General features: G+C 49.3%; 38 protein-coding genes. 37 read left to right on the top strand and 1 reads right to left on the bottom strand.

Annotated elements, in window-relative coordinates:
• The first annotated feature begins 53 nt into the window (after positions 1-53).
• The 4 genes from ATL17_RS02785 (at position 54) to ATL17_RS02770 (ending at position 3,597) form a co-directional block, all read left to right on the top strand.
• Complete coding sequence (locus ATL17_RS02785) at positions 54-1,064, top strand: alpha/beta hydrolase (protein ID WP_133571248.1); 1,011 nt, start codon at positions 54-56, stop codon at positions 1,062-1,064.
• Positions 1,065-1,193: 129 nt separating this feature from the next.
• Positions 1,194-1,817, top strand: a complete 624-nt coding sequence (locus tag ATL17_RS02780) for a DUF2239 family protein (RefSeq protein ID WP_133571247.1) — start codon at positions 1,194-1,196, stop codon at positions 1,815-1,817.
• Positions 1,814-3,205 (top strand): MATE family efflux transporter, encoded by a 1,392-nt coding sequence (locus ATL17_RS02775; RefSeq protein ID WP_133571246.1) that lies wholly within the window; start codon positions 1,814-1,816, stop codon positions 3,203-3,205. The genes ATL17_RS02780 and ATL17_RS02775 overlap by 4 nt, the downstream gene beginning before the upstream one ends.
• 77 nt (positions 3,206-3,282) lie before the next feature.
• A complete protein-coding gene (locus ATL17_RS02770; protein WP_133571245.1) occupies positions 3,283-3,597 on the top strand; it encodes a TraR/DksA family transcriptional regulator in 315 nt (104 codons plus the stop codon).
• 4 nt (positions 3,598-3,601) lie between these two features.
• On the opposite strand, the gene ATL17_RS02765 is transcribed toward ATL17_RS02770, so the two are convergent.
• Positions 3,602-4,204 carry a recombinase family protein gene (locus ATL17_RS02765; RefSeq protein ID WP_133571244.1) on the bottom strand — a complete coding sequence of 201 codons (603 nt, stop codon included), beginning with the start codon at positions 4,202-4,204 and terminating at the stop codon, positions 3,602-3,604.
• A 284-nt stretch (positions 4,205-4,488) separates the two neighbouring features.
• Between ATL17_RS02765 and ATL17_RS02760 the strand changes: the two genes are divergently transcribed.
• From ATL17_RS02760 to ATL17_RS02600, 33 genes are all read left to right on the top strand, one after another.
• The gene (locus tag ATL17_RS02760; RefSeq protein ID WP_133571243.1) at positions 4,489-5,178 is read left to right on the top strand and encodes a hypothetical protein; all 690 of its coding nucleotides are present in this window, start codon (positions 4,489-4,491) and stop codon (positions 5,176-5,178) included.
• A gap of 132 nt (positions 5,179-5,310) precedes the next feature.
• A complete protein-coding gene (locus ATL17_RS02755) occupies positions 5,311-6,129 on the top strand; it encodes an RNase A-like domain-containing protein (protein WP_133571242.1) in 819 nt (272 codons plus the stop codon).
• A gap of 144 nt (positions 6,130-6,273) precedes the next feature.
• The gene (locus tag ATL17_RS02750; RefSeq protein ID WP_133571241.1) at positions 6,274-7,218 is read left to right on the top strand and encodes a nucleoside hydrolase; all 945 of its coding nucleotides are present in this window, start codon (positions 6,274-6,276) and stop codon (positions 7,216-7,218) included.
• 173 nt (positions 7,219-7,391) lie between these two features.
• Positions 7,392-8,582 carry an elongation factor Tu gene (gene tuf, locus ATL17_RS02745; RefSeq protein ID WP_133571240.1) on the top strand — a complete coding sequence of 397 codons (1,191 nt, stop codon included), beginning with the start codon at positions 7,392-7,394 and terminating at the stop codon, positions 8,580-8,582.
• A 67-nt stretch (positions 8,583-8,649) separates the two neighbouring features.
• A complete protein-coding gene (rpsJ, locus tag ATL17_RS02740) occupies positions 8,650-8,958 on the top strand; it encodes a 30S ribosomal protein S10 (RefSeq protein WP_133571239.1) in 309 nt (102 codons plus the stop codon).
• Between the two features lie 23 nt (positions 8,959-8,981).
• Positions 8,982-9,689 carry a 50S ribosomal protein L3 gene (rplC, locus tag ATL17_RS02735; RefSeq protein WP_133571238.1) on the top strand — a complete coding sequence of 236 codons (708 nt, stop codon included), beginning with the start codon at positions 8,982-8,984 and terminating at the stop codon, positions 9,687-9,689.
• Positions 9,689-10,309, top strand: a complete 621-nt coding sequence (gene rplD, locus ATL17_RS02730; RefSeq protein ID WP_133571237.1) for a 50S ribosomal protein L4 — start codon at positions 9,689-9,691, stop codon at positions 10,307-10,309. The genes rplC and rplD overlap by 1 nt, the downstream gene beginning before the upstream one ends.
• The gene (locus ATL17_RS02725) at positions 10,306-10,599 is read left to right on the top strand and encodes a 50S ribosomal protein L23 (protein WP_133571236.1); all 294 of its coding nucleotides are present in this window, start codon (positions 10,306-10,308) and stop codon (positions 10,597-10,599) included. Before rplD ends, ATL17_RS02725 begins: the two co-directional genes overlap by 4 nt.
• A 17-nt stretch (positions 10,600-10,616) precedes the next feature.
• The gene (rplB, locus tag ATL17_RS02720) at positions 10,617-11,456 is read left to right on the top strand and encodes a 50S ribosomal protein L2 (RefSeq protein ID WP_133571235.1); all 840 of its coding nucleotides are present in this window, start codon (positions 10,617-10,619) and stop codon (positions 11,454-11,456) included.
• Between the two features lie 6 nt (positions 11,457-11,462).
• On the top strand, positions 11,463-11,741 hold the full coding sequence (gene rpsS, locus ATL17_RS02715) for a 30S ribosomal protein S19 (protein ID WP_133571234.1): 279 nt from the start codon (positions 11,463-11,465) through the stop codon (positions 11,739-11,741).
• A 2-nt stretch (positions 11,742-11,743) separates the two neighbouring features.
• The gene (rplV, locus tag ATL17_RS02710) at positions 11,744-12,124 is read left to right on the top strand and encodes a 50S ribosomal protein L22 (RefSeq protein WP_133571233.1); all 381 of its coding nucleotides are present in this window, start codon (positions 11,744-11,746) and stop codon (positions 12,122-12,124) included.
• Entirely contained in the window at positions 12,124-12,846 is a 723-nt protein-coding gene (rpsC, locus tag ATL17_RS02705; protein WP_133571232.1) for a 30S ribosomal protein S3, read from the top strand. The genes rplV and rpsC overlap by 1 nt, the downstream gene beginning before the upstream one ends.
• Positions 12,847-12,860: 14 nt before the next feature.
• On the top strand, positions 12,861-13,274 hold the full coding sequence (gene rplP / locus ATL17_RS02700; RefSeq protein ID WP_133571231.1) for a 50S ribosomal protein L16: 414 nt from the start codon (positions 12,861-12,863) through the stop codon (positions 13,272-13,274).
• A gap of 12 nt (positions 13,275-13,286) precedes the next feature.
• Complete coding sequence (rpmC, locus tag ATL17_RS02695; protein WP_133571230.1) at positions 13,287-13,484, top strand: 50S ribosomal protein L29; 198 nt, start codon at positions 13,287-13,289, stop codon at positions 13,482-13,484.
• 10 nt (positions 13,485-13,494) lie between these two features.
• Positions 13,495-13,728 carry a 30S ribosomal protein S17 gene (gene rpsQ / locus ATL17_RS02690; RefSeq protein WP_133571229.1) on the top strand — a complete coding sequence of 78 codons (234 nt, stop codon included), beginning with the start codon at positions 13,495-13,497 and terminating at the stop codon, positions 13,726-13,728.
• A 75-nt stretch (positions 13,729-13,803) separates the two neighbouring features.
• Entirely contained in the window at positions 13,804-14,172 is a 369-nt protein-coding gene (gene rplN, locus ATL17_RS02685) for a 50S ribosomal protein L14 (RefSeq protein WP_133571228.1), read from the top strand.
• 2 nt (positions 14,173-14,174) lie between these two features.
• Positions 14,175-14,489 carry a 50S ribosomal protein L24 gene (gene rplX, locus ATL17_RS02680; protein ID WP_133571227.1) on the top strand — a complete coding sequence of 105 codons (315 nt, stop codon included), beginning with the start codon at positions 14,175-14,177 and terminating at the stop codon, positions 14,487-14,489.
• Positions 14,482-15,036, top strand: a complete 555-nt coding sequence (gene rplE / locus ATL17_RS02675; protein WP_133571226.1) for a 50S ribosomal protein L5 — start codon at positions 14,482-14,484, stop codon at positions 15,034-15,036. Before rplX ends, rplE begins: the two co-directional genes overlap by 8 nt.
• 35 nt (positions 15,037-15,071) lie before the next feature.
• Entirely contained in the window at positions 15,072-15,377 is a 306-nt protein-coding gene (gene rpsN / locus ATL17_RS02670; RefSeq protein ID WP_133571225.1) for a 30S ribosomal protein S14, read from the top strand.
• Positions 15,378-15,390: 13 nt separating this feature from the next.
• Positions 15,391-15,789, top strand: a complete 399-nt coding sequence (gene rpsH / locus ATL17_RS02665) for a 30S ribosomal protein S8 (RefSeq protein WP_133571224.1) — start codon at positions 15,391-15,393, stop codon at positions 15,787-15,789.
• A 59-nt stretch (positions 15,790-15,848) separates the two neighbouring features.
• The gene (rplF, locus tag ATL17_RS02660) at positions 15,849-16,382 is read left to right on the top strand and encodes a 50S ribosomal protein L6 (RefSeq protein ID WP_133571223.1); all 534 of its coding nucleotides are present in this window, start codon (positions 15,849-15,851) and stop codon (positions 16,380-16,382) included.
• 12 nt (positions 16,383-16,394) lie between these two features.
• Positions 16,395-16,748, top strand: a complete 354-nt coding sequence (rplR, locus tag ATL17_RS02655) for a 50S ribosomal protein L18 (protein WP_133571222.1) — start codon at positions 16,395-16,397, stop codon at positions 16,746-16,748.
• Between the two features lie 52 nt (positions 16,749-16,800).
• On the top strand, positions 16,801-17,343 hold the full coding sequence (rpsE, locus tag ATL17_RS02650; RefSeq protein ID WP_133571221.1) for a 30S ribosomal protein S5: 543 nt from the start codon (positions 16,801-16,803) through the stop codon (positions 17,341-17,343).
• A 31-nt stretch (positions 17,344-17,374) separates the two neighbouring features.
• Positions 17,375-17,563 carry a 50S ribosomal protein L30 gene (gene rpmD, locus ATL17_RS02645; protein WP_027835123.1) on the top strand — a complete coding sequence of 63 codons (189 nt, stop codon included), beginning with the start codon at positions 17,375-17,377 and terminating at the stop codon, positions 17,561-17,563.
• 15 nt (positions 17,564-17,578) lie between these two features.
• Positions 17,579-18,049 (top strand): 50S ribosomal protein L15, encoded by a 471-nt coding sequence (gene rplO, locus ATL17_RS02640; protein WP_133571220.1) that lies wholly within the window; start codon positions 17,579-17,581, stop codon positions 18,047-18,049.
• 37 nt (positions 18,050-18,086) lie between these two features.
• On the top strand, positions 18,087-19,424 hold the full coding sequence (secY, locus tag ATL17_RS02635) for a preprotein translocase subunit SecY (RefSeq protein WP_133571219.1): 1,338 nt from the start codon (positions 18,087-18,089) through the stop codon (positions 19,422-19,424).
• Positions 19,421-19,993, top strand: a complete 573-nt coding sequence (locus tag ATL17_RS02630) for an adenylate kinase (protein WP_133571218.1) — start codon at positions 19,421-19,423, stop codon at positions 19,991-19,993. The genes secY and ATL17_RS02630 overlap by 4 nt, the downstream gene beginning before the upstream one ends.
• Before the next feature lie 192 nt (positions 19,994-20,185).
• Positions 20,186-20,554, top strand: coding sequence for a 30S ribosomal protein S13 (gene rpsM, locus ATL17_RS02625; protein ID WP_133571217.1), 369 nt, complete (start codon positions 20,186-20,188; stop codon positions 20,552-20,554).
• Positions 20,555-20,646: 92 nt separating this feature from the next.
• Complete coding sequence (rpsK, locus tag ATL17_RS02620) at positions 20,647-21,033, top strand: 30S ribosomal protein S11 (protein ID WP_133571216.1); 387 nt, start codon at positions 20,647-20,649, stop codon at positions 21,031-21,033.
• Between the two features lie 114 nt (positions 21,034-21,147).
• A complete protein-coding gene (locus ATL17_RS02615) occupies positions 21,148-22,164 on the top strand; it encodes a DNA-directed RNA polymerase subunit alpha (protein WP_133571215.1) in 1,017 nt (338 codons plus the stop codon).
• 37 nt (positions 22,165-22,201) lie between these two features.
• Positions 22,202-22,630, top strand: coding sequence for a 50S ribosomal protein L17 (gene rplQ, locus ATL17_RS02610; protein ID WP_133571214.1), 429 nt, complete (start codon positions 22,202-22,204; stop codon positions 22,628-22,630).
• 143 nt (positions 22,631-22,773) lie between these two features.
• A complete protein-coding gene (locus ATL17_RS02605) occupies positions 22,774-24,183 on the top strand; it encodes a DegQ family serine endoprotease (RefSeq protein ID WP_133571213.1) in 1,410 nt (469 codons plus the stop codon).
• 3 nt (positions 24,184-24,186) lie between these two features.
• The gene (locus tag ATL17_RS02600) at positions 24,187-25,515 is read left to right on the top strand and encodes a replication-associated recombination protein A (protein ID WP_133571212.1); all 1,329 of its coding nucleotides are present in this window, start codon (positions 24,187-24,189) and stop codon (positions 25,513-25,515) included.
• The last annotated feature ends 22 nt before the right edge of the window (positions 25,516-25,537 follow it).

Raw genomic sequence — 25,537 nt, 5'->3', positions numbered from 1 at the left:
TGACCTTGGATCGGTAGGATCGTCGCAATGATCCTCTAATCCAAGGTTTTTTTATGCCCTACAATAAAACAACACCTGACGGTCAATTTTTTCGCCTGAACATCCAGTCTGCTGCTTTGGCGGAGAATATGATTGGTGATGCAGATCATCGGGATGTGCTGGTGTATGTGCCATATGGACATGATGGAAAAGACTTGCCGCTCTTGGTGGATTTAGCCGGTTTTACTGGCAGTGGCTTGGCCCATGCCAATTGGCGCAATTTTGGTGAAAGTTTGCCCCATCGATTGGATCGGTTGATTGCAGAGGGCATATTGCCACCCGTCGTTGTGGCTATGCCTGATGGCTTTACTGGGCTGGGTGGCAATCAATATGTCAATTCCAAAGCTTTGGGCCGCTGGGAAGATTTTTTGATCGAAGATATGTTGCCGGCCATTGAGGGAAAATTTGGTTGTGGCGGTGAGGGCCGCCGCGGCCTGTTTGGTCGTTCATCAGGTGGCTATGGCGCGATGTATCATGCCATGAAATATCCCGATGTCTGGTCTGCTGCAGGTGTCTATTCCGCAGATATGGGGTTTGATTGGGTTTATTTGCCCGATATGCCGAAAGCACTGCGGGCGCTGGCACCGCATGATATGAACTTTGAGACGTTTCTGAAGAATTTTGAGAAAGGTCCGCATTACAAATCGGATGATATTCACGCGCTGATGCTGTTGGCGATGGGCGCAAGCTATAATCCTGACCCAGCCGCTTATTGCGGGGTGAGCTTGCCGGTTGATTTGCACACATGCGAACTAGATGAGGCCAAGTGGGCGGCGTGGAAGGCTTATGATCCGCTGGTGATGCTCGATCAATATGGAGACAATCTGAAGAAGCTCAAAATGCTTTGGATTGAGTCTGGAGACCGGGATCGGTTCAATATGGTTTATACGGCACGGCAGATGCATAAGCAGCTTGAAGCACGCGGCATTGAACATGGATATGAAGAATTTCCGGATGATCATTTTTCGCTGGATTATCGTTATGATCATTCATTGCCCAAACTGGTCAAAGCGCTAAATAGCTAAAATTACGTATGTTTTTGAATTGAAGGCCGCATTTGCGGCCTTCTTTTTTGCATTTTAAAATTTTACCCGGGTAATATTGACTCTTTAAAATTACCCGGGTAAAAACTGCGCCAACGAAAGGAATTTGAAATGTATTATTCGCCTGATCTGCCATGTGCGGCCTTTGTTGGATCGCACTTGGTTGCCAGTGGGCCGTTTGCAGAAGTGGTGCACGAGGTGAAGCGTCATCATGACGAGAACCCCAACGATATGATCTTGATCTTTGATCATAAGGAGTCTCGTCCAATTGAGGTGGATCTTCGCGGTAGCATGGAAGATGTGTATGCGCGCTTGGAGCAACAGAAAAAGCCATTGCCACCAAAAGCCAAGGTGAAAAAGCCGGGGCGGCCTAAGCTTGGCGTGGTGAGCAAGGAAGTGACCTTATTGCCGAAACATTGGGAATGGCTGACGCAGCAACGCGGCGGGGCGTCTGTGACGTTGCGCCGACTTGTTGGTGAAGCGATGAAGGCTGCTGACCCGATGGCAGCACAGCGTAGTGCGCAGCAATCCACCTATCGTTTGATGACCGCTGTCGCTGGTGACATGCCCAATTATGAAGATGCAATTCGCGCGCTGTTCGCCGCGGAAGAAGATGAATTTGTCAATATTATTGCTGATTGGCCCAAAGGCTTGCGTGAACACATTATGCAGATTTCTGCGGTGGTGTTCGACCCGTCTTTGGCGCCTTCTACAGAAGAAAGTGATTCCAAATGACTGCGCAAGCTGTTGAAGATAATAAATATTTGACTGAGCCGATGGGCAAGTTGTTTCTCTCAACTGCCGCGCCGATTGTAATGATTATGGCGGTGAATGGCCTGTTCAATCTTGTGGATGCCTATTTTCTTGGCGTCTATGTGGGCGCGGCGGCGCTCACCGCTGTGACCATGATGTTCCCGGTGCAAATGTTGATCATTGCGTTGAGCAATATGATCTCCAATGGTTTCGCGTCGATCGTGGCGCGCCGATTTGGTGCCCATGATTTGCATGGTGCCGCGCAAAGCTTTGCCGTGGCAAATCTGCTCGGTGTTGGCCTTGCCGCCATTTTAATGGTGTTCTTCATTTTCGGTGGCGCGCAGCTTGTGGCATGGGTCACCGAAGGCAATGATGAACTTGCTCGCATGGCGTGGACCTATATGTCCATTCTCATGTTCACATCGCCTTTGATGTTTATTCTATCGGTGCAATTTGATGCCCTTCGCAGTGAGGGTAAAATGGCGGCAATGGCGATCATGTCCACTGGCGTTACGCTGTTCAATATCGGGTTCAACTATGTCTTTATCGGTATTTTGGACTGGGGTGTTGCTGGCTCTGCCTGGGGCACTGTTGCAGCGCAATTGTTGGCCTTGGCCTTGTTGATGGGGTATCGCATGCGCGGCAACTCAAAGCTCGGCTTTAACATTCCGCCACGCGCAACCTTTATGGATTTGGCTAAAGAAAATTTGGCGTTGGGCGCACCGCTCAGCCTGAATTATCTATCCATCTCGTTGGTTGCTGGGGCAGTGGTTGCTATGCTGAAAGTGGTGGACGCCAATAATTATGAGGAAATGGTTGGTGCGTACGGGATTATCACTCGGTTGATGACCTTCTCCTTCATGCCTTTATTGGGCGTGTCCATGGCTTTTCAGTCTATCGTTGGCAATAATTATGGTGGGCAATTGCCGTTGCGGGTGAACACAAGCATTCGCGTGGCGCTATCAGTTGCCTTTTTCTATGCGCTGGTGCTCGAAATCATTTTCATCACACAGGCCTCTGCCATTGCTGATGTGTTTGTTGATGATGCGGCGATGATTGCCCAAGTGGCGCGGATTTTGCCGATTTTGGTGATGTTCTATTTCATCGGCGCACCAATCAATGTGTTATCCGGCTATTTCCAAGCGATTGGTGATGCGAAACGCGCGGCGATATTGAGCCTTTCACGCAATTATTTGTTTGGCTTGCCGTTGTTGCTGATTATGCCGCGTTTTATGGGCGAATGGGGCGTTTGGGTTGCATCTCCAGTGGGTGATGTTTTGATGTTCATACTCACTTTGGCCGTGCTGTACTCTGTGCAACGCAATCGCGGATACCGGTTTGGCATGTTTTTGCCGATTGCCGCCCGATAAATGTTTGACTTGCGCCAGATCAATTTGGCGCAAGTCGTTTGATGCAATATAATAGTGAACCAAATAAGAGGTGATCTATGCGAGATATTGAGATCTACAAACAACGTTTGTTGGACCGGCAAAAAGAATTGGATGTCCGGTTGCACAATATTGAAGACCAATTGGACGATGAGCCTAATCCAGACACAAGTGAGCGTGCTGTTGAACGCGAAGATGATGAGATGCTGGAAGGCTTAGGCAATGCGGGCAAAGCCGAGTTGGAGCAAATCGAGCATGCCTTGACCCGCATTGAAAATGGTACTTTTGGCGTTTGCGTTGAATGTGGTGATGATATTTCGGATGAACGCCTAAGCGTTATTCCTTACGCCACAAAATGCAAAAACTGCATGTAAGTCACTAACGATCAAAAATACCGCCAGTTTTGTTGGCGTAATTCTCATTTGCCGCGTGATGCTTTGCAATCGCGCGGTAAATTGTTGAACGGCTCACCCCGAATTGCTGAGCAATTTTATGCATAGGTTGTCCCTCGCTAACCAATTGTTGCATCAGTGCGATTTGAGTAGGCGTTAGAGAAGGGGGGCGGCCAAGTGTTTTTCCCCGCATATGGGCAACACGCATGCCCGCCTTTGTGCGTTCTGATATCAGGGCGCGCTCAAACTCTGCCAGCGCCCCCAGCATGTGAAACATCAGTGTGCCTGCTGGTGTTGATGTATCAATTTGTTCTGATAACGATTGAAATCCGGCGCCCATTTCGTCCAACTCTTTGACAATGCGCAACAGGTCTGAAAGTGAGCGGGAAAGGCGATCTAGACGCCAGACAACAACTTTGTCGCCGCGATGTAATCCATTCAACATTTGGTCGAGGGAAGGGCGAGAAATCTTAGCGCCAGAGATGCCTTGATCTAGAAAAATACGATCACAACCAATGTTTTTAAGTGCTGAAATTTGCAGCTCCACATTTTGCTCTCCGGTTGAAACGCGTGCATAGCCAAGCAGCATAGTGCCCTCCCGTTAAGTATAAAATTTTTGAAGAAATATGTTCTTGTTTTGTTCTAAAAAGGTTCCCTTTTAAACCATGAGCGCAAATTAAAGTCAAGCGGCGAATAAGAATATTTTCCTATCAATTTTATCTAATTTTCGGGGAGATTGAGGGAGAGATATGGACGAATTTGATGCTTTCCCTAGGATCTCCGGGCTGTTGGAAATGTCGCGAAAAGGAACGCTTTAGAACAGTGAGTCGATGGTCGGCCCACACTGAAGCGGCAACCTTTTAGGAGACTATTATGTCTAATGATCCTACCTCTCTCGGCACTCAATATACGTTGAATGTGAACAACCAAAATTCGCTTTTGCAAACATTTGTGTTGTTTCAAAAAATGCCGGTGACGTCTAAGCCATCAACTGATCCGATTTCCCTTGCTTGGATTGTGGGTTCAGCTGCTGGTGGTAGCGCGAGCAACCCGAGCAAATCACGTTTTACCTGGTTTATCGATTATTCGATCAATGCTGGTTATTTGCAGCAAGAAGGTTCAAGCGCCAGCCCGCGCAAGTTCCAAACGGCAACGCAAATTCCGGTGAAGGTGGATGACACCAACCTCGTGAATGTGAGCTATGACGGGACATTCCCCAATGGTGCGCCTTATTTTGATGGTGTGCCGGGCAACACCACTTCGGGCATCATTGCAGCCAATTCTGATGACAAAATTCCAACAAATGCGGCAGCAAGTTCTGCCCAAATGGATTTGGCATTGGGCATTGCAATGAACCGTAAGCCTGCTGTGTCGGTGCAGTTGCTGCCGAACATTGATTATGTGTTCACGCCGCATCCTGAATATTACATCATGTCCGCCAAATATAGCGAAGGCGATGTGATCGATATTGAGGAAACATCGCACGCTTACAAGGTGGAATTTGATGGCGTTACTGACATCACGTTGAATTTCACTGAGCAGAATTTGTTCCAACAAGCATAGCACGAGACGCAACGGCAGATCGGCATCTGAAAGTTAGATTCCTCCCCTGATCTAACGCGATGCGATTGCTGTGCAGGGCGGGGTGCGCGTGGCGCACACCCCGCTTTCTCCCCAAACATAAAGGAAAGAAATATGAAATATTTCATGCGATTGAAATTGAGCATTTTGATGCTCGCTCTGCTTGTGCCCATGGCGCAGGCGCAATGTTTGCCAAACCCATTTGGCGTGGGTTGGTTGAATGCACAAGAGCTAGCGGGCGGGCATACGATTGCCCGGCACGTTGGTCTCGCTGACGCGCAATTGGTTAATCGGTTGAACAACTCGCCCAATATCCAAAATGCGAGTACCTACACTGATCAGCAAACTGCGGAATTGGCCATTACTACTGGGTTGGCCGGAGTGCGTGTTGCCGTCAATAATTGGGCCAACAATGCAAATCACGGTGAGCGACGTGTTGATAATTTTGTTGCGGCAGCCATTGTTGGGCGTGTTGCCTATCGGCCTGCCAGTTTAAACAACATTGTCAATTCAGATCGTTTTCGCACAGTGATTGAAGCTGATGGTCATGGTGGTTGTTTTCTTCTAACCTCATTTCCAACAATGCCCGCACTGGGTTCAACAAAGTTGACTGCAAACGAGGTTGAAATGACTGCAGAAGCAACTGAAAAATATGCTGCTTTGGCAGGATATTTGGCAGGCCAATTTGCTGACAGCGATGTTGCAGGCGCGGCGGATGATGTTGCGGCGAAATCTGCATTGTCCCACGTCACCATCGATGCGCATCAGCTTGTTTTGGCACAGGGCACCGCCTTTTTGGCAGATCCCAAGCGAGATCCGAAGTTGATTGCCGATTGGGCTAACCGTCGGTTTGATACAGCAGATGGGGCCGAGCGGTGGCTTGCCTATGTGTTGAACGAGCTTGGCGCAGCCGTGGAGAAGATGGCTGAGTAAATAGCTAAGTGGCTAAAAAAGTAGGCGGTCAGCTTCATTAGGTTGATCGCCCATTTGCTGTTTGTCTTTGCTGGGGGAGAGTGAAAATGTGGCTTGACCATACATTCATCGCCGCGCATGTTCCGGGGCAATGGAGAATGAATTATGACAAATAAACGCCCTGTAATTATCGATTGTGATCCCGGCCAAGACGATGCTTTGATGCTGTTTCTGGCGCTGAATGCGCCGGAACTTAATGTGCTCGGAGTTGTCGCTGTTGGCGGCAACGTGCCATTGGCACGCACGGAAGTTAACTGCCGCATCTTGGTTGAAATGGCTGGCCGCAAAGATGTGCCGGTGTTTGCTGGTTGTTTGGGGCCAATGGTTGAGCCTTTGTTTACAGCCGAATATGTACACGGTGAGACAGGCATTGATGGCATTGCGTTTTTCGAGCCGAGCCTGCCTGAACGGAGCAAACATGGTGTCGATTTTATCATTGATACACTGCGGGATGCCCAAGACGACAGCGTGGAGATGGTGATCACCGGGCCGATGACCAACTTGGCCATGGCGTTGAAGAAGGCGCCTGATATTGCAGCCAAAATCAAGCAGATTGCTATTATGGGTGGCGCGTCCTTTGAGGCGGGTAATGTTACGCCATCGGCAGAGTTTAACATTTATGTTGATCCCCATGCGGCTGATATTGTGATGAAATGCGGTCGGCCCATCGTCATGTTCGGTTTGGATGTGACCCATAAAGTGATGACCAGCCCTGAAATTGTTGATCGGCTTAATGCTTTGGGCAGCGAAGTTGCAAAATCTTGTGCCGGCATGCTCGAATTTTTCGGCCAATATGATGCAGCAAAGTATAGCGCGGAGGGCGGGCCATTACATGACCCGTGCACCGTTGCTTGGATGCTGAAGCCAGAACTGTTTAAATTGAAGGCGTGTCACATCGCAATTGAAACCCAAAGCGAGTTGACGCGAGGCCATACGGCCGTTGACTTTTGGGGGGTAACCGGCAAGGACGCGAACGCCCAATGGGCCTATGATGTGGACCGCGATCAATTCTTCGACTTTTTGATCGAGCGGATTGGTCGTTACAAGTAAAAAACTCTTTAAAATCAAGCAAAGTTGGCGGAATGCCACTTAGCAATGAATAAGTTGTAAATTAGGGCTTTTGTCTTTGCAAAATTTGGGTTAATAGACGCAACGAATTCCGGCAGGGGCCTGTCCCGTGTTTAAATAATTAGCCGGATGCTAAGCGAACGGAGATTATACGCATGGCGAAGGAAAAGTTTGAGCGGACGAAACCGCACGTAAACATTGGGACTATTGGTCACGTTGACCATGGTAAGACCACATTGACCGCGGCGATTACGAAAGTATTGTCAGAGGCGACTGGTGGTAAAGGCACAGCCTTTGATGAGATCGATAAGGCACCTGAAGAAAAAGCCCGTGGTATCACCATTTCAACAGCACACGTTGAGTATGAGACAGAAAACCGTCACTACGCACACGTTGATTGCCCAGGCCACGCTGACTATGTGAAAAACATGATCACTGGTGCGGCTCAAATGGATGGCGGCATCTTGGTTGTGAACGCAGCTGATGGCCCAATGCCACAGACACGTGAGCACATTTTGTTGGCCCGTCAGGTTGGTGTTCCAGCGTTGGTTGTTTTCTTGAACAAAGTTGACCAAGTTGACGACGAAGAGCTTTTGGAATTGGTTGAAATGGAAGTTCGTGAACTTCTTTCTTCTTACGAATTCCCAGGCGACGATATTCCGATTGTAGCGGGCTCTGCTTTGGCTGCTTTGGAAGGTCGTGACGACGAAATCGGCAAGAACAAGATTCTTGAGTTGATGGCTGCTGTTGACGAATATGTTCCAACACCAGCACGTCCAAAAGATCAGCCATTCTTGATGCCAATTGAAGACGTATTCTCAATCTCAGGCCGTGGTACAGTTGTTACCGGTCGTGTTGAGCGTGGCGTGATCAATGTTGGCGAAGAAGTTGAGATCGTTGGCATTAAAGACACACAAAAAACCACTGTTACTGGTGTTGAAATGTTCCGCAAGCTGCTTGATAGCGGTGAAGCAGGTGACAACATTGGTGCGTTGATCCGTGGTGTTGACCGTGAGCAAGTTGAGCGTGGTCAGGTTTTGTGTAAGCCAGGTTCAGTAACACCTCACACCAAATTTGTTGGTGAGGCGTACATTTTGACCAAAGACGAAGGTGGTCGTCACACACCATTCTTCACCAACTACCGTCCACAGTTCTACTTCCGTACAACTGACGTGACTGGCGTTGTGACTTTGCCAGAAGGTACAGAAATGGTGATGCCTGGTGACCGTGTTGAGGTCAATGTTGAGTTGATCGTGCCGATCGCTATGGAAGAGCAGTTGCGCTTCGCTATCCGCGAAGGTGGCCGCACAGTGGGCGCCGGCGTGGTTGCCAAAATCATCGAGTAGTAAATTTTACAAGCGCTTTGCGGCGTTCTTATAGAGCGCCGCAGCGTCTTTTTCGGGAAACATCGACATGAATGGTCAAAACATTCGTATTCGGCTGAAAGCGTTCGATCATCGAGTACTCGATAGCTCAACGCATGAGATTGTGAACACAGCCAAGCGCACAGGCGCTCAGGTTCGTGGCCCAATCCCTTTGCCTACACGAATTGAGAAATACACTGTCAACCGTTCGCCGCACATCGATAAGAAGAGCCGCGAGCAATTTGAAATTCGGACTCACAAGCGTCTTTTGGACATTGTGGAGCCAACTCCACAGACAGTGGATGCGCTTATGAAGTTGGACTTGGCGGCCGGTGTGGACGTCGAGATCAAACTTTAGAACTTTAGAAAAGGTGTAAACCGATGCGTTCAGGTGTGATCGCACAGAAGCTGGGCATGACCCGGATCTTTACAGAAGAGGGCAGAGATGTCCCTGTAACGGTTCTTGGTCTTCAGAACTGCCAAGTTGTCGCTCAGCGGACGGCGGACAAAAATGGTTATACAGCCCTACAATTGGGTGCTGGTACAGCCAAAGTTAAAAATGTGAGCAAAGCAGCCCGTGGGCACTTTGCGGTAGCAAAAGTTGAACCAAAACGGAAAGTTGCGGAATTCCGCGTTTCCGAAGACAACATGATTGAAGTTGGCGCCGAAATGTTGGCTGATCACTTCCATGTTGGCCAATTTGTGGATGTATCAGGCACATCTATCGGTAAAGGTTTTGCCGGTGCCATGAAGCGTCACAACTTTGGCGGTATGCGTGCAACTCACGGTGTTTCTATCTCTCACCGTGCGCATGGTTCGACAGGTCAGTGTCAAGATCCTGGTAAAGTGTTTAAAGGCAAAAAGATGGCTGGTCATCTTGGTGCCGTTCGCACAACAACCCAGAACTTGAAAGTGGTTAAAGTTGACGTAGAGCGTGGCTTGATCATGGTTCAAGGTTCTGTACCAGGTTCAAAAGGTGGCTGGATTATGGTTCGCGATGCGGTGAAGAAGCCAGCATCAGCTGACGCTCCAACACCAGGTTCTTTCAAAGTAGCTGAAGCAGCTCAAGCGGAAGGGAGTGCTGAATAATGGAACTTTCAGTTATTTCTCTTGATGGCAAATCTGCTGGTAAAGTGACTTTGTCAGAAGACGTATTCGGTCTTGAGCCTCGTGCAGATATTTTGCACCGCATGGTTCGTTATCAGCAGCTGAAAAAGATGGCTGGTACGCACGATGTGAAAAACCGCGCAGAAATCCGTGGCACAACAAAGAAATTTGTTCGCCAAAAAGGTTCTGGCGGCGCTCGCCACGGTAACCGTAAGGTTCCAATTTTCCGTGGTGGTGGTCGTGCATTCGGTCCTACTCCTCGCTCACACGCGATTGAGTTGCCGAAAAAAGTACGCGCCTTGGCCCTTAAGCATGCTTTGTCTTCAAAAGCTAAATCAGGCGATTTGGTGATTTTGGATAAAGCCGAAGCCAAAGAAGCTAAAACGGCTCAGTTGAAGAAGACGTTTGGTGAATTGGGCTGGGACAATGCATTGATCATTGGTGGTTCTGAGTTGGATCAAAACTTTGCGCTTGCTGCGCGGAACATTGGTCACATCGACGTGCTGCCATCACAAGGCATTAATGTTTATGACATTTTGCGTCGCACCAAATTGGTGTTGACCAAAGATGCTTTGGAAAGCTTGGAGGCTCGTTTCTCATGAGCATGGTGAAAGCATACGATATTATTCGCAATCCGGTTGTGACTGAAAAGTCCACCTATGCGTCTGAGCATAACCAAGTTGTGTTTGACGTTGCGATTGATGCGACCAAGCCTGAAATCAAGGCAGCGGTTGAAGGTTTGTTCTCTGTTAAAGTGAAAGCCGTCAACACATTGGTCCGCAAAGGCAAGGAAAAGCGTTTCCGCGGCCGTATCGGTCAGCGCAAAGACGTGAAAAAGGCAATTGTGACATTGGCTGAAGGTCAGTCAATTGACATTGCGACCGGACTATAGGCAGGAAAGATTAGAAAATGGCTTTGAAGCAATATAATCCAACCTCGCCAGGCCAACGTGCGCTGATCGGTATTGACCGTTCAGAACTTTGGAAGGGCGGTCCAGTCAAGAAGTTGACTGAAGGTCTGACAAGCAAGGGCGGTCGCAACAACTCTGGCCGTATCACTATGCGTCGTCAGGGCGGTGGTGTTAAGCGTGCTTACCGTATTGTTGACTTTAAGCGTCGTAAATATGACGTAGTCGGCACGGTTGAGCGTTTGGAATATGATCCAAACCGCACAGCTTTCATCGCGCTTGTAAATTATGAAGATGGCGAGCAAGCCTACATTTTGGCGCCACAGCGTTTGGCTGCGGGTGACAAAGTGGTTGCCTCACGCAACAATGTTGACGTGAAGCCAGGTAACGCGATGCCATTGGAAAAAATGCCAGTGGGTACCATTGTGCACAACGTTGAGATGAAGCCTCTTAAAGGCGGTCAGATTGCACGTTCTGCTGGTACTTATGTTCAATATGTTGGACGTGACCAAGGCATGGCAATCTTGCGGTTGAACTCAGGTGAAACTCGCTTGGTACCAGGCTCTTGCATGGCAACTGTTGGTGCGGTGTCTAACGCAGACCACTCAAACACCAATTTGGGTAAAGCTGGTCGTAAGCGTTGGTTGGGCAAACGTCCTCAAGTTCGTGGTGTTGCCATGAACCCGATCGATCACCCACACGGTGGTGGTGAAGGGCGTACTTCTGGTGGTCGTCACCCAGTGACACCTTGGGGTAAGCCAACTAAGGGCAAGCGTACTCGCTCTAATAAATCGACGGACAAATTTATTGTTCGTTCTCGTCATCAGAAAAAGGGCAGGTAGGTCACTATGGCACGTTCTGTTTGGAAAGGTCCGTTTGTTGACGGATATCTGATCAAAAAAGCGGAAAAAGTCCGTGAGTCCGGCCGTCACGAAGTGATCAAAATCTGGAGCCGTCGCTCAACGATTTTGCCACAATTTGTGGGCCTCAACTTTGGTGTTTACAACGGCCAGAAGCACGTACCAGTTCTCGTAACTGAGGAAATGATTGGTCACAAGTTCGGTGAATTTGCACCAACTCGTACCTATTATGGCCACGGCGCCGACAAAAAGGCGAAGAGGAAATAACAATGGGTAAGCCAAAGCGTGAGCGTACGCTTAAAGACAATGAGGCGCGGGCCGTTTTGCGCATGTTGCGCACGAGCCCTCAGAAGCTGAACCTCGTTGCAAGCGCTATCCGGGGTAAAAAGGTTGAGAAGGCTTTGGCCGAGTTGACCTTTTCTCAAAAGCGCATTGCTAAAGATGTGAAAAAGACATTGGAAAGCGCCATTGCCAATGCTGAGAACAATCACGGTCTGGATACAGACGCGTTGATCGTTGCTGAAGCATATGTCGGCAAGTCATTGGTTATGAAGCGTTTCCGTCCGCGGGCTCGTGGCCGTGTGGGTAAGATTTTGAAGCCTTTCTCACATTTGACCATCGTAGTTCGTGAAGTCGAGGAGGCCGCATAATGGGTCACAAGATTAATCCAATCGGTTTCCGTCTTGGTGTTAACCGGACATGGGACAGCCGCTGGTTTGCCAATAAAGGCGAATATGGCAGCTTGTTGCAGGAAGATTTGAAAATCCGCAAAATGCTTGAGAAAGAACTTAAGCAAGCTGCGGTTTCTAAAATCGTCATTGAACGCCCACACCGTAAATGTCGCGTGTCTATTCACACAGCACGTCCTGGCATTGTGATCGGTAAAAAAGGTGCGGACATTGAAAAAATCCGTAACAAGATCCGCAAGTTCACTGACTCAGAAGTGCACATCAACATTGTTGAAGTTCGCAAGCCTGAGACAGATGCAAACCTTGTAGCCCAAGGCATTGCACAGCAGCTTGAGCGTCGTGTTTCTTTCCGTCGTGCCATGAAGCGTGCAGTGCAAACTGCAATGCGTATGGGCGCTGAAGGTATCCGGGTTAACGTTGCTGGTCGTTTGGGCGGCGCGGATATTGCGCGGACTGAATGGTACCGTGAAGGCCGTGTTTCTTTGCACACTTTGCGTGCTGACATTGATTACGGTACTGCGGAAGCTGAAACAACATTCGGGATCATCGGGATCAAAGTTTGGATTTCCAAAGGCGAAATCTTGGAACATGACCCAATGGCACACGAGCGTCGTGCGATTGAAGCGAGCGGTGGTGGCGACAAGAAGCCTCAGCGTCCGCGTCGTCAGCAGGCTGCAGGCTAAGGAGTTAACTTATCATGCTGCAACCTAAACGTACAAAATTCCGTAAAATGCACAAAGGCCGCATCCACGGTGCAGCCAAAGGTGGTTTTACATTGAACTTTGGGTCACATGGCCTTAAAGCTCAAGAGCCTGAGCGTATTACATCACGCCAGATCGAAGCTGCACGTCGTGCAATGACCCGTCACATGAAACGTGCCGGTCGTGTTTGGATCCGCGTATTCCCAGACGTACCTGTAAGCTCTAAGCCTACAGAAGTTCGGATGGGTAAAGGTAAGGGTTCACCAGATTATTGGGCCGCACGGGTTAAGCCAGGTCGGGTCATGTTTGAAATTGATGGTGTGTCGGACGAAGTTGCACGCGAAGCTTTGCGCTTGGCTGCGATGAAATTGCCGATCAAAACACGGGTTGTTACCCGTATTGCGGACTAAGGGGCACGTCTCATGAATGCGAGTGAAGTGCGGGCTAAAACCGCAGACGAGCTAAAGCAAGAGTTGGTTGATTTGAAAAAAGAGCAGTTCAATCTGCGTTTTCAGCGCGCAACCCAGCAGCTTGAAAATACCGCGCGTGTTCGGCAAGTTCGCCGCGACATTGCTCGGATTAAGACCATCCTGCGCGAAAAAAGCGTAGCAGGCCAGTAGGAGCGTTTTGATGCCAAAGCGTATATTGCAAGGGACTGTGGTCTCTGACAAGAACGAGAAAACTGTTGTGGTACGTGTTGAACGTCGTTTCACGCACCCACTTTTGAAAAAGACAGTTCGTCGTTCAAAAAAATATCAGGCGCATGACGAAGCGAATGCGGCCAAAATTGGTGATATCGTTCAAATTCAAGAATGTGCTCCAATTTCTAAAAATAAAAGATGGGCCGTTATTCAAGCTTCGTAAAGAGCTTTCGAATATCGGAATGAATGTTGAAAATCGGTTGTGTAGAATCAACCAAAGTATAGAAGGCAGCCAGTCATGATTCAGATGCAGACGAATCTCGATGTCGCGGATAATTCCGGTGCACGTCGTGTTATGTGCATCAAGGTGCTGGGCGGTTCTAAGCGTAAGTACGCTTCTGTTGGTGACATCATTGTTGTGTCCGTTAAAGAAGCTATTCCGCGTGGCCGCGTTAAGAAGGGTCAAGTGATGCGTGCAGTTGTTGTGCGTACAGCGAAAGATATTCGCCGCCCTGATGGTACCGTGATCCGTTTTGACCGCAACGCAGCGGTTTTGGTGAACAACAATAAAGAGCCAATCGGCACACGTATCTTTGGACCAGTTCCTCGTGAATTGCGCTCAAAGAACCACATGAAGATTGTCTCACTTGCGCCGGAGGTGCTGTAACCATGGCTGCCAAAATTAAAAAGGGCGACAAGGTTATCGTTTTGACTGGCCGCGATAAGGGCAAAACTGGTGAAGTTTTGAGCGTTGCGCCAGCTGACAACCGCGCCGTTGTTCAGGGTGTTAATTTGGTTAAACGCCATCAGCGTGCAACACAAACAAGCGAAGGCGGCATCTTTAACAAAGAAGCGCCAATTCACTTGTCAAACATTGCATTGGTTGATCCTAAAGAAAACAAAGCAACTCGCGTTGGTTTTGTGATCAAGGATGGCGAAAAGAAGCGCGTTGCTAAGCGCTCAGGAGATGTGATCGATGGCTGAGAATTACGTCCCACGTCTACGCACACACTATAAAGATGTAGTGCGCGCTGGCTTGACTGACCAGTTCAATTACCAAAACCACATGGAAATCCCTAAGTTGGATAAAGTGGTTTTGAACATGGGTGTTGGCGAAGCTGTAAATGACACCAAGAAGGTTAAATCCGCCTTGGCTGACATGGAAGCAATCGCTGGTCAAAAGCCTGTTATTACGTATGCCAAGAAGTCAATTGCGGGCTTTAAAGTTCGTGAAGAAATGCCATTGGGCGTTAAAGTGACTTTGCGCAAAACACGTATGTACGAATTTGTTGATCGTTTGGTGAACATTGCTTTGCCTCGCGTTCGGGACTTTCGTGGCTTGAACCCGAAGAGCTTTGACGGCCGCGGCAACTTTGCAATGGGCATTAAAGAGCACATCGTATTCCCAGAGATCAATTATGACCAAGTTGATCAAATGTGGGGTATGGACATCATTGTGTGCACCACTGCAAACACCGATGAAGAAGCCCTGGCGCTTCTTAAAGGCTTTAACTTCCCGTTCCGTCAGTAGTGACGAACGAGACGATCGAATAAGGATCAAAGAAGATGGCAAAGAAAAGCGCCGTAGAAAATAATGAGAAAAAGCGTCGTTTGGCAGACAAATATGCTGCCAAGCGTGCTGCTCTCAAGGCGATTGTTGACGATCGTTCTCTTCCTATTGAAGAACGTTTCGCTGCAACATTGAAGTTGGCTGAATTGCCACGCAACAGTGCAGCTGTTCGTGTACGCAATCGTTGTGAAGTTACAGGTCGGCCACGTGGCTTTTACCGTAAGCTCAAAATGTCACGTATTTCGCTACGTGAACTGGGCAACCAAGGTAAGATTCCTGGCCTCGTTAAGTCGAGCTGGTAAGGAGACATAAGCGATGAGTTTTACTGATCCGCTTGGTGATATGTTGACACGTATCCGGAATGCCCAAATGCGTAACCGGACTACTGTTACAACACCTGCATCTAAATTGCGGGCACGTGTTTTGGACGTATTGAAGTCTGAGGGCTTTATTCGTGGCTATAGCGTGACCGAATTTGAAAACGGCTCTGCTGAGTATAATGTTGAGTTGAAATATCTCGACAATCAGCCTGTGATCCGCGAAATCCAACGTGTTTCGAAGCCAGGTCGTCGTGTGTACGCTTCTGTGAAGAACATTCCACAAGTTGCGAACGGCCTCGGGGTTTCCATCGTTTCAACACCTAAAGGTGTGATGGCTGACCATGAAGCACGTCAAAATAACGTTGGTGGTGAAGTGTTGTGCCGCGTCTTCTAAGGCGTTAAACACACTGAACTCACTATAAGCTACGGTTTGAACCGAAAAGGCAAAAGAACATGTCGCGTATTGGCAAGAAACCAGTCGCCCTTTTAGATGGTGTGACGGTCACAATCGACGGCCAGACTGTTAAGGCAAAGGGCCCTAAGGGCGAATTGTCTGTTGATTTGGTCGACTTGGTGACAGTTGAAATGACCGACGAGGGTGTCAAGGTCGATCCTGTGAACGATAGCAAACAAGCGCGTTCTGCATGGGGAATGTCACGCACATTGGTGGATAACATTGTCACCGGTGTGAAAGAAGGTTTTTCAAAGAAGCTGGCAATTAACGGTGTTGGTTATCGTGCGCAAATGCAAGGTAATGACCTTAAATTGGCCCTTGGCTTTTCACATGATGTGATTTTCAAGGCTCCAGAAGGCATTAAGCTTGAAGCGCCACAGCCGACTGAAATTATTGTTTCAGGCATTGATAAGCAAGCGGTTGGGCAGGTTGCTGCCAATATCCGTGAGTACCGGCCACCAGAGCCCTACAAAGGCAAAGGTATCCGTTACGAGGACGAATATATCTTCCGCAAAGAAGGTAAGAAGAAGTAAGGGCGCAATAAGATGGCGAATATCTCTAGCAAAGACCGCCGCAAGGCGAGAGTACGTCGTGCAATTCGTTTGCGCGCAAATGGTCGTCCGCGTTTGTCGGTTTTCCGTTCTGGCAAGAACATCTATGCTCAAGTTATTGATGACACGACCGGCCACACATTGGCTGCTGCGTCAACATTGGACAAAGAGCTGAAGATTGAAAATGGCAGCAACCAAGAAGCTGCACAGGAAGTGGGCAAACTTGTTGCCGCGCGTGCTGTGAAAGCTGGCGTTGGCGAAGTTATCTTCGATCGTGGTGAATATCTGTATCACGGCCGCGTGAAAGCATTGGCTGATGCTGCACGTGAGGGCGGGCTTCGCTTCTAAATGAACGCGATGGCCAAAACGAAATTGAATTTAAAGAGAACTGGTTGAGACGATGAGAGACAATCAAGAGCGCGATAGCGAATTTGTTGATCGCCTGGTCCACATCAATCGCGTGGCGAAAGTGGTGAAAGGCGGCCGTCGTTTCGGCTTTGCTGCACTTGTTGTGGTTGGTGATCAAAAAGGCCGTGTTGGTTTCGGTCATGGTAAGGCGCGTGAAGTGCCTGAAGCGATCCGTAAGGCAACTGAGCAAGCCAAACGTCAAATGATCCGTGTGCCTTTGCGCGAAGCACGTACATTGCACCACGATGTGGCAGGTCGCCACGGTGCGGGTAAAGTGTTCTTGCGTGCAGCACCTGCGGGTACTGGTATTATTGCTGGTGGTCCGATGCGTGCGGTATTTGAAACACTTGGCATTGCGGATATTGTGGCTAAATCACAAGGTTCAGCAAACCCATATAACATGGTTCGGGCAACATTTGATGCCTTGAAAAATCTGGATAGCCCACGCTCAGTAGCTGCGCGTCGTGGTTTGAAGGTTTCTGAAATTCAAGGTCGTCGCCGTGAATCTGACGTTGGCGAACAGGTGAGCGCATAATTTGCGCCACTGACGTTTACGGAGTTGAGAAATGGCTGAAAAAACAGTAACAGTTGAGCAGATTGGTAGCCCGATCCGCCGGACACAAGACCAGCGCGCAACGCTTGTTGGTCTTGGTTTGAACAAAATGCATCGTCGTCGCACATTGGAAGATACTCCAGCTGTGCGTGGGATGATCAAAAAAGTCTCGCATCTCGTACGCGTTGTCGACGAGAAGTAATAAAAGGGTTTTGTCATGCGACTGAATGAGTTGGCCGACAATAAAGGTGCCACAAAGAATCGCACACGCATTGGTCGTGGTATTGCTTCTGGTAAAGGCAAAACCGGTGGCCGCGGTGTAAAGGGTCAAAAGTCACGCTCAGGTGTATCCGTGAATGGGTTCCGTGGTGAGCAGACTAACTTGATCCAGCAAATGCCTAAGCGCGGGTTTAACAATCCGTTTGCGAAGAAGTTCAATGCCGTTCGTCTTGATCGCATTCAAACAGCGATTGATTCAGGCAAACTTGACGCTAAAGGCGTGATCGATGCGAAAGCACTTGTTGAAGCCGGCGTTATTCGTCGTGCGAAAGACGGTGTACGTTTGATCGCTGGCGGCGAATTTAAAGCGTCTAAAGTGACCTTTAAAGTTGACCACGCGTCAAAAGGTGCCCAAGCAGCTGTTGAAGCTGCTGGCGGCAAAATCGATCTTCCAGCGGCGGCGGAGTAATTCGCCGCTTCTTCTCATTTATTGAGGATTAAGGTTTATGGCTTCGGCAGCAGAACAACTTGCCCGAAATTTGAATTTTTCGACCTTTGCCAAGGCAAAAGACCTTCAACAGCGCATCCTGTTTACCCTGGGTGCGCTTTTGGTCTATCGGTTCGGTACTTTTATTCCCATTCCTGGTATTGATGGTGACGCGTTTGCGGCCACTTTCGATCGGGCGCAAAACGGCATTTTCGGCATGTTTAACATGTTTGCCGGTGGTGCGGTTGAGCGGATGGCGATTTTTGCACTGAACCTTATTCCTTACATTACGGCATCGATCGTTATTCAGGTTTTGACAACTGCAAGCACACGTCTTGAGCAACTCAAGAAAGAAGGCGAGCAGGGGCGTCGTAAGATCAACCAGTACACCCGCTATTTGGCTGTGGTGTTCTGTGCGTTGCAGGCTTACGGCATTGCTGTCGGGCTTGAGGCCAGTGAAGGCGTTGTGACCAATCCAGGTTGGTTCTTCCGTCTTTCAACTGTGATCACCCTTGTGGGTGGCACAATGTTCTTGATGTGGTTGGGTGAGCAAGTGACCGCGCGTGGCGTTGGTAATGGTATCTCCCTGATCATTTTCGCCGGTATTGTGGCAACATTGCCAACAGCGATTGCGCAAACGCTCGAATTGAGCCGTACAGGTGCGCTGCCAACACTTGGTGTTGTGGGCTTGTTGGTTCTGGCTATCGTCGTGATTGCGGTGATTGTGTTCTTTGAACGGGCACAGCGACGGCTATTGGTGCAATATCCTAAGCGCCAAGTGGGCAATAAGATGTTCCAGGGGGACACATCTCACCTTCCATTGAAGCTGAACACAGCCGGCGTTATTCCAGTTATTTTTGCGTCATCATTGCTGTTGTTGCCTGCCACTATGGCTGGGTTTGCAGCGCAGGGTAACGCGCCAGTTTGGTTGACCACGGTGTCAGCTGTGCTTGGCCGTGGCCAGCCGCTCTATTTGGCGCTGTTCGCGTTTTTGATTTTCTTCTTTGCGTTCTATTATACCTCGATCGTATTTAACCCGACCGAAACGGCTGACAATTTGAAAAAGTCAGGCGGCTTTATTCCGGGGATCCGTCCGGGTGAGCGGACTGCTCAGCACATCGACTATGTGTTGACGCGGATCACATTGGTGGGCGCAATCTATTTGACTGCGGTCGCATTGATCCCAGAGGTGTTGGTGTCTAGCCTTGGCGTTTCTGCCTTCTTAGGCGGCACATCGCTCCTCATTATGGTGACCGTTACACTGGATACGATTTCACAAGTACAAAGCCATTTGATTGCCCAGCAATATGAAGGTTTGGTGAAGAAATCTCGTTTGGGAGGACGTCGGAAAAAATGAGGCTGATTTTGTTGGGCCCGCCAGGTGCGGGTAAGGGGACACAAGCACAGTTCTTGATCGAGAAGTTTGGTATTCCGCAATTGTCTACTGGTGACATGTTGCGTGCCGCTATCGCAGCAGAAACTGAGCTTGGCTTGCAGGTCAAAGATATGATCGCACGCGGTGACTTGGTGCCAGACGAGATTGTTGTTGGCATCATTTCAGATCGCATTGATCAGGCAGACTGTGCCAACGGCTTCATTTTGGATGGTTTTCCACGCACAACAGGTCAAGCCGAAGCGCTTGATGAATTGTTGGACGAGAAGGGCATCGCGTTGGACGCGGTTGTTGAGATTCGCGCTGCTGCCGATATTTTGGTGGGTCGCATTCTTAAGCGTGCCCAAGAAAATGGCGGCGCACGTGCTGATGACAATGAAGAAGTATTGCGCAACCGCTTGAAGGTCTATGAAGAATTGACCGCACCGCTGGTTGAGTATTATTCCGCCAAAGGTCTGCTGAAAAGTGTTGACGGCATGGCTGGAATCGATGAAGTCACAGCCTCAATTATGTCAGCACTTAACGCTGAATAAAAATTGGAGCTTTTGGGCTTATAAGCGTGTTGACTTATAGCCCAAAACTCGGTTATGAACCGCGCTTAGTCATACGCAATGCGAAAGACTGGGTTCGGTTTCTTGAAAAAAGCAAGGGATCGGGGTCCGGTCGTTTGTTGTTGTTTGGGCGCAGATCAACAAAGATTTGCATTAACTAAGGAGATCAGGGACGTGGCTCGTATTGCTGGCGTCAATATCCCAACAAACAAGCGTGTAGAAATCGCGCTTCAGTATATCCATGGGATTGGTGCAAAAAAAGCGTCTGAAATCTGTGAGAAGGTTGGCATTGCGCGTGAGCGTCGTGTGAACGAACTTTCTGATGCAGAAGTAATTCAGATTCGTGAAACAATTGACGGTGACTACATTGTAGAAGGTGACTTGCGTCGCTCTGTTGCTATGAACATCAAGCGCTTGATGGATTTGGGCAACTATCGCGGTTTGCGTCATCGTCGTGGTCTTCCTGTACGTGGTCAAAATACGCACAATAATGCGCGTACACGTAAAGGCCCTGCGAAGCCTATCGCAGGTAAGAAAAAGTAAGTTTGAAAGGCGCTTCAGTTTGAAGTGCCTTTTGTTCGGTGGAGCCACCGCTTAACAGTGCAGTGGCGTTGAGATCGCTTTAAGGAAAAAGAATGGCTAAAGAAGCTCGTGTTCGCCGTCGCGAACGAAAAAATATTACTTCCGGTGTTGCTCACGTAAATTCTACTTTTAACAACACCATGATTACCATCACAGATGTACAAGGCAACGCCATTGCTTGGTCGTCTGCTGGTACCATGGGCTTTAAAGGCTCACGTAAATCAACTCCATATGCTGCTCAGGTCGCTGCAGAAGACGCTGCAAAGAAAGCCCAAGAGCACGGCATGAAAACTTTGGAAGTTGAAGTTTGTGGCCCAGGTTCTGGTCGTGAATCAGCTCTGCGTGCGTTGCAGGCCGCTGGTTTTACAGTCACAAGCATTCGTGACGTAACCTCCATTCCACACAACGGCTGTCGTCCACGCAAACGGCGTCGCGTGTAGTTTATTGGGAATTGCCCGTTTTGGCCAATTAATCGATTGGGCAACTCAATAGGTTCTTACATTTCAATGCGACCATTGGCGGATGTGTCGCATATGGGAAAGGGTTAAACTATAATGATCCAGAAAAACTGGCAGGAATTGATTAAGCCGACAAAGCTGGACATTGTACCGGGAAATGACCCGGCGCGCGTTGCCACCATTGTGGCCGAGCCTTTGGAAAGAGGCTTTGGCTTGACTTTGGGCAATGCTTTGCGTCGTGTTTTGCTGTCTTCGCTGCAGGGTGCTGCTGTGACTGCCATTCAAATTGATGGTGTGTTGCACGAGTTCTCATCCGTTGCAGGTGTGCGCGAAGATGTGACCGATATGGTGCTCAATGTTAAAGACATCGCTATTCGGATGGAAGAAGAGGGACCAAAGCGTCTTTCGTTGACCAAAAAAGGTCCGGGTGCGGTTCTCGCTGGCGACATTGAAACAACAGGCGATATCGAGATTTTGAACCCAGAATTGGTTTTGTGCCACCTTGATGATGGTGCGGAAATCAACATGGAGTTCACCGTTGGTACAGGCAAAGGCTATGTGCCGGCTGATCGCAATCGTCCTGAAGATGCGCCAATTGGTCATGTTGCAGTGGATTCGCTGTTTTCGCCAATTAAGCGTGTTTCTTACAAAGTTGAGAACACACGTGAAGGTCAGGTGCTTGACTATGACAAGCTGAACCTGACAGTGGAAACCAATGGTGCGGTTTCACCTGAAGATGCAGTGGCTTTTGCTGCGCGTATCTTGCAGGATCAATTGAATGTGTTCGTGAACTTTGAAGAGCCTGAAAAAGAGGTTGTTGAGGATGCCATCCCTGAATTGGCGTTCAACCCAGCCTTGCTCAAGAAAGTTGACGAGCTTGAATTGTCTGTTCGTTCAGCAAACTGCTTGAAGAACGACAATATCGTTTACATTGGTGATTTGATCCAGAAGTCGGAAGCGGAGATGTTGCGCACGCCGAACTTTGGCCGTAAATCACTAAATGAAATCAAAGAAGTTCTGGCGCAAATGGGCTTGCATCTTGGTATGGATGTAGCCAACTGGCCGCCTGAAAACATTGAAGATCTCGCGAAGCGTTTTGAAGATCATTATTGATCTTTAACGTCCCGCATTGAGTTGACAGGAGAATAGAATGCGCCACCGTAAAGCTGGTCGCAAGTTGAACCGGACAGCAAGCCATCGTAAAGCGATGTTTGCGAACATGGCCGCTGCTTTGATCAAGCACGAGCAGATCGTTACAACTTTGCCTAAAGCCAAAGACCTTCGTCCAATTGTTGAGAAACTCATCACATTGGCCAAAAAAGGTGATTTGAATTCACGTCGTCTTGCCGCTTCTCGCCTTGGTGATGAAGCAATGGCTAAGAAATTGTTCGACGTATTGGGTCCACGTTATCAAGAGCGTCAGGGTGGTTACACCCGCGTGTTGAAAGCCGGTTTCCGCCACGGCGACAACGCGCCAGTTGCTGTGATCGAATTGGTAGATCGTGATCCATCAGCAAAAGGTGCCGATTCTGGCCCAACTGCTGAGCGTGTTGAAGCTGAAGACGCAGACGCAGCGTAAGTTTCAGCTTTCAATTGCGAAAGTTTTAAAGCGCTCCCTTTTTGGGGGCGCTTTTGTTTTGTCTGATGCAAATTTGATCTTATATCTGCCTTATTGCGTTTTAAGATCAGGACCGACACGCCAAAGCTCGAGGAGTTTATTCCATGTTGCACCGTCGCATTTTCATTATTTTGCTCAGCCTTTTTGCTCTGAGTGTGCCTGTAGCGGCACAAGAAGCGCGTGAAGTGCCGCAAAATAGGGCGCAGGTGCAATTGAGCTATGCGCCTGTGGTGCAAAAGGCTTCGCCGTCAGTGGTGAATGTCTATGCAACGAAAATGACGGTTCAGCGCGACTCAATGTTTGATGATCCGTTTTTCCAGCGGTTCTTTGGCGATGACAGTCCTTTTTTTGAGCGACGCCCGCGCAAAAGCCAATCGCTTGGCTCTGGTGTTGTGGTGCAGGCTGATGGCACAATCCTTACCAACTTCCATGTGGTAGATGGCGCTGACGATATTCGTGTGAGTTTTGCTGACGGTCGCGAATATCATACGGAATTGATGCTTGCGGATAAAAAGACTGATTTGGCGGTGCTGCAGATCAAAGATGCGAATGGTGAGCGGTTCCAGGCGCTTGAGTTTGCAGATTCGGAAAACTTACTGGTCGGTGATTTGGTGCTGGCTATTGGCAACCCCTTTGGCGTTGGGCAAACGGTAACGAGCGGCATTGTTTCCGCTTTGGCCCGTACAGGCGTTGGTGTGAGTGATTTCCAATTCTTTATTCAAACTGATGCGGCCATTAATCCGGGCAATTCAGGCGGCGCTTTGGTTGATATGGATGGCAAGTTGGTCGGTATCAACACAGCCATTTTCTCCCGCTCCGGCGGGTCGAACGGCATTGGCTTTGCCATCCCGTCCAGCATGGCGCAGTTCATTCTGAATGCGGCGCAAAATGGTGGCGAACTGGTGCGGCCTTGGTTGGGTGCGCGTTTGCAAGAAGTTACGGGTGATATTGCCCGCTCAGTTGGTCTGCCGCGCAATCGTGGGGCGTTGGTGACTGAGGTCTATCCAAATGGGCCTGCGGATGCGGCTGGCTTGCGCTCGGGCGACGTGATTTTGATGCTTGATGATCGCATGGTTGAAGATCCCGAAGCATTTGACTTCCGCTTGTCGACAAAACCGGTTGGTGGCGAAGCCAATTTGTTGGTGTTGCGCCGTGGGCAGGAAATGGAGCTCCGTTTGCCGTTGCAAGAGGTTGATCGTGACGCGGAGATTCGTCAGATCACGGTAAAAGGTAACTCACGCTTCACCGGCGCGGTGCTGGTGCAATTGAATGGCTATTATCGTGATGAACTTGATCTGCCAGCAAATCTTGAAGGTGTTTTGGTGTTGCAGGTGCAGCGTGGTTCTCCAGCCCAACGCATTGGCTTGCGGCCGGGGGATGTGATCCGTTCGCTTAATGGCGAGCAGAATCTCTCACTAGATCGTTTCCAAGAGCTTGTGGGCGAGGGCGCGCGCGGCTGGCGTTTGACCATTCAGCGTGGTAATCGGGTTATAAACTCGTTTGTCAGCGGATAGTCTATGTCGGATTTGTTTGGCGGAGATGTACCTTCGACGCCCAATGAACAATTTGAAGATCGACCTTTAGCGGATCGGTTGCGCCCCAAAACTTTGGAAGAAGTTGTGGGGCAAGACCATTTGCTGGGCGATGACGGCGTTTTGACGCGCATGATCAAAGCGGGCCGCTTGGGTTCGTTGATTTTTTGGGGACCGCCAGGGTCTGGCAAAACCACCGTTGCGCGGCTCTTGGCTGATCAGGTAGATTATCATTTCCATCAAATTTCGGCGATTTTTTCTGGCGTAGCCGATCTCAAAAAAACATTTGAGCTTGCCAAACAGATGCGGGCCAATGGCAAAAAGACTTTGCTGTTCGTGGATGAAATCCATCGGTTTAACCGGGCGCAGCAGGATAGTTTTTTGCCGGTGATGGAAGATGGCACCATTGTGCTCGTTGGCGCTACAACGGAAAACCCTTCTTTTGAACTCAATGCGGCGCTTTTGTCTCGTGCGCAGGTATTGAGTTTTAAATCGCACACGCATGAAGCGGCGGAGCAGCTGATTGCTCGCGCTGAAGAGCTGGAAGCCCGTAAAGCGCCGCTAGACGCCGAAGCGCGGCGCGCATTGTACGAGATGGCGGATGGCGACGGCAGAGCGCTGTTGGGCCTGTTAGAAGAGGTTTATGCGGCTACTGGCGAAGATGAAGTGCTGGACCAGAAGGCACTTGAGGCTTTGGTGCAGCGGCGTGCGCCTGTTTATGACAAAGGACAAGACGGTCATTACAATTTGATTTCGGCGTTGCATAAGACCATTCGCGGGTCAGATCCTGACGCGGCGCTTTATTATTTGTCGCGGATGCTGGTGGCGGGGGAAGACCCGATGTTTATCGCGCGGCGGCTTATTCGCATGGCGGTTGAGGATATTGGCTTGGCCGACCCTCAAGCCTTGCCACAATGTGTGGCGGCGCGGGATGCGTTTCACATGTTGGGCACGCCGGAAGGCGAACTGGCGTTGGCGCAGGCTGCTGTTTACCTCGCACTCGCGCCGAAATCCAATGCGGTTTATAATGCCTATAACAATGCGATGCGCGTGGCGAAGACCACCGGATCACCCACGCCACCCAAAGTGATTTTGAATGCGCCGACCAAATTGATGAAGTCAGAAGGCTATGGCGACGGCTATCAATATGACCATGATGCGCCGGACGCATTTTCAGGGCAGGAATATTTCCCGGAGAAATTGGGGCGGCAGACATTCTATGAGCCAGTTGAGCGTGGATTTGAGCGAGATTTGCAAAAGCGCATAGACTATTTCAAACGCTTGCGTTTGAAGCGACAAACGGGCAAAAGCTAGCTCTAAATCTTTTTTGAAGCGG

The sequence above is a fragment of the Maritalea mobilis genome (assembly GCF_004363175.1).
Taxonomy (GTDB): domain Bacteria; phylum Pseudomonadota; class Alphaproteobacteria; order Rhizobiales; family Devosiaceae; genus Maritalea; species Maritalea mobilis.
The sequence above is the reverse complement of the archived record's forward strand: the minus strand, read 5'-3'. Positions and strand labels throughout refer to the sequence as shown.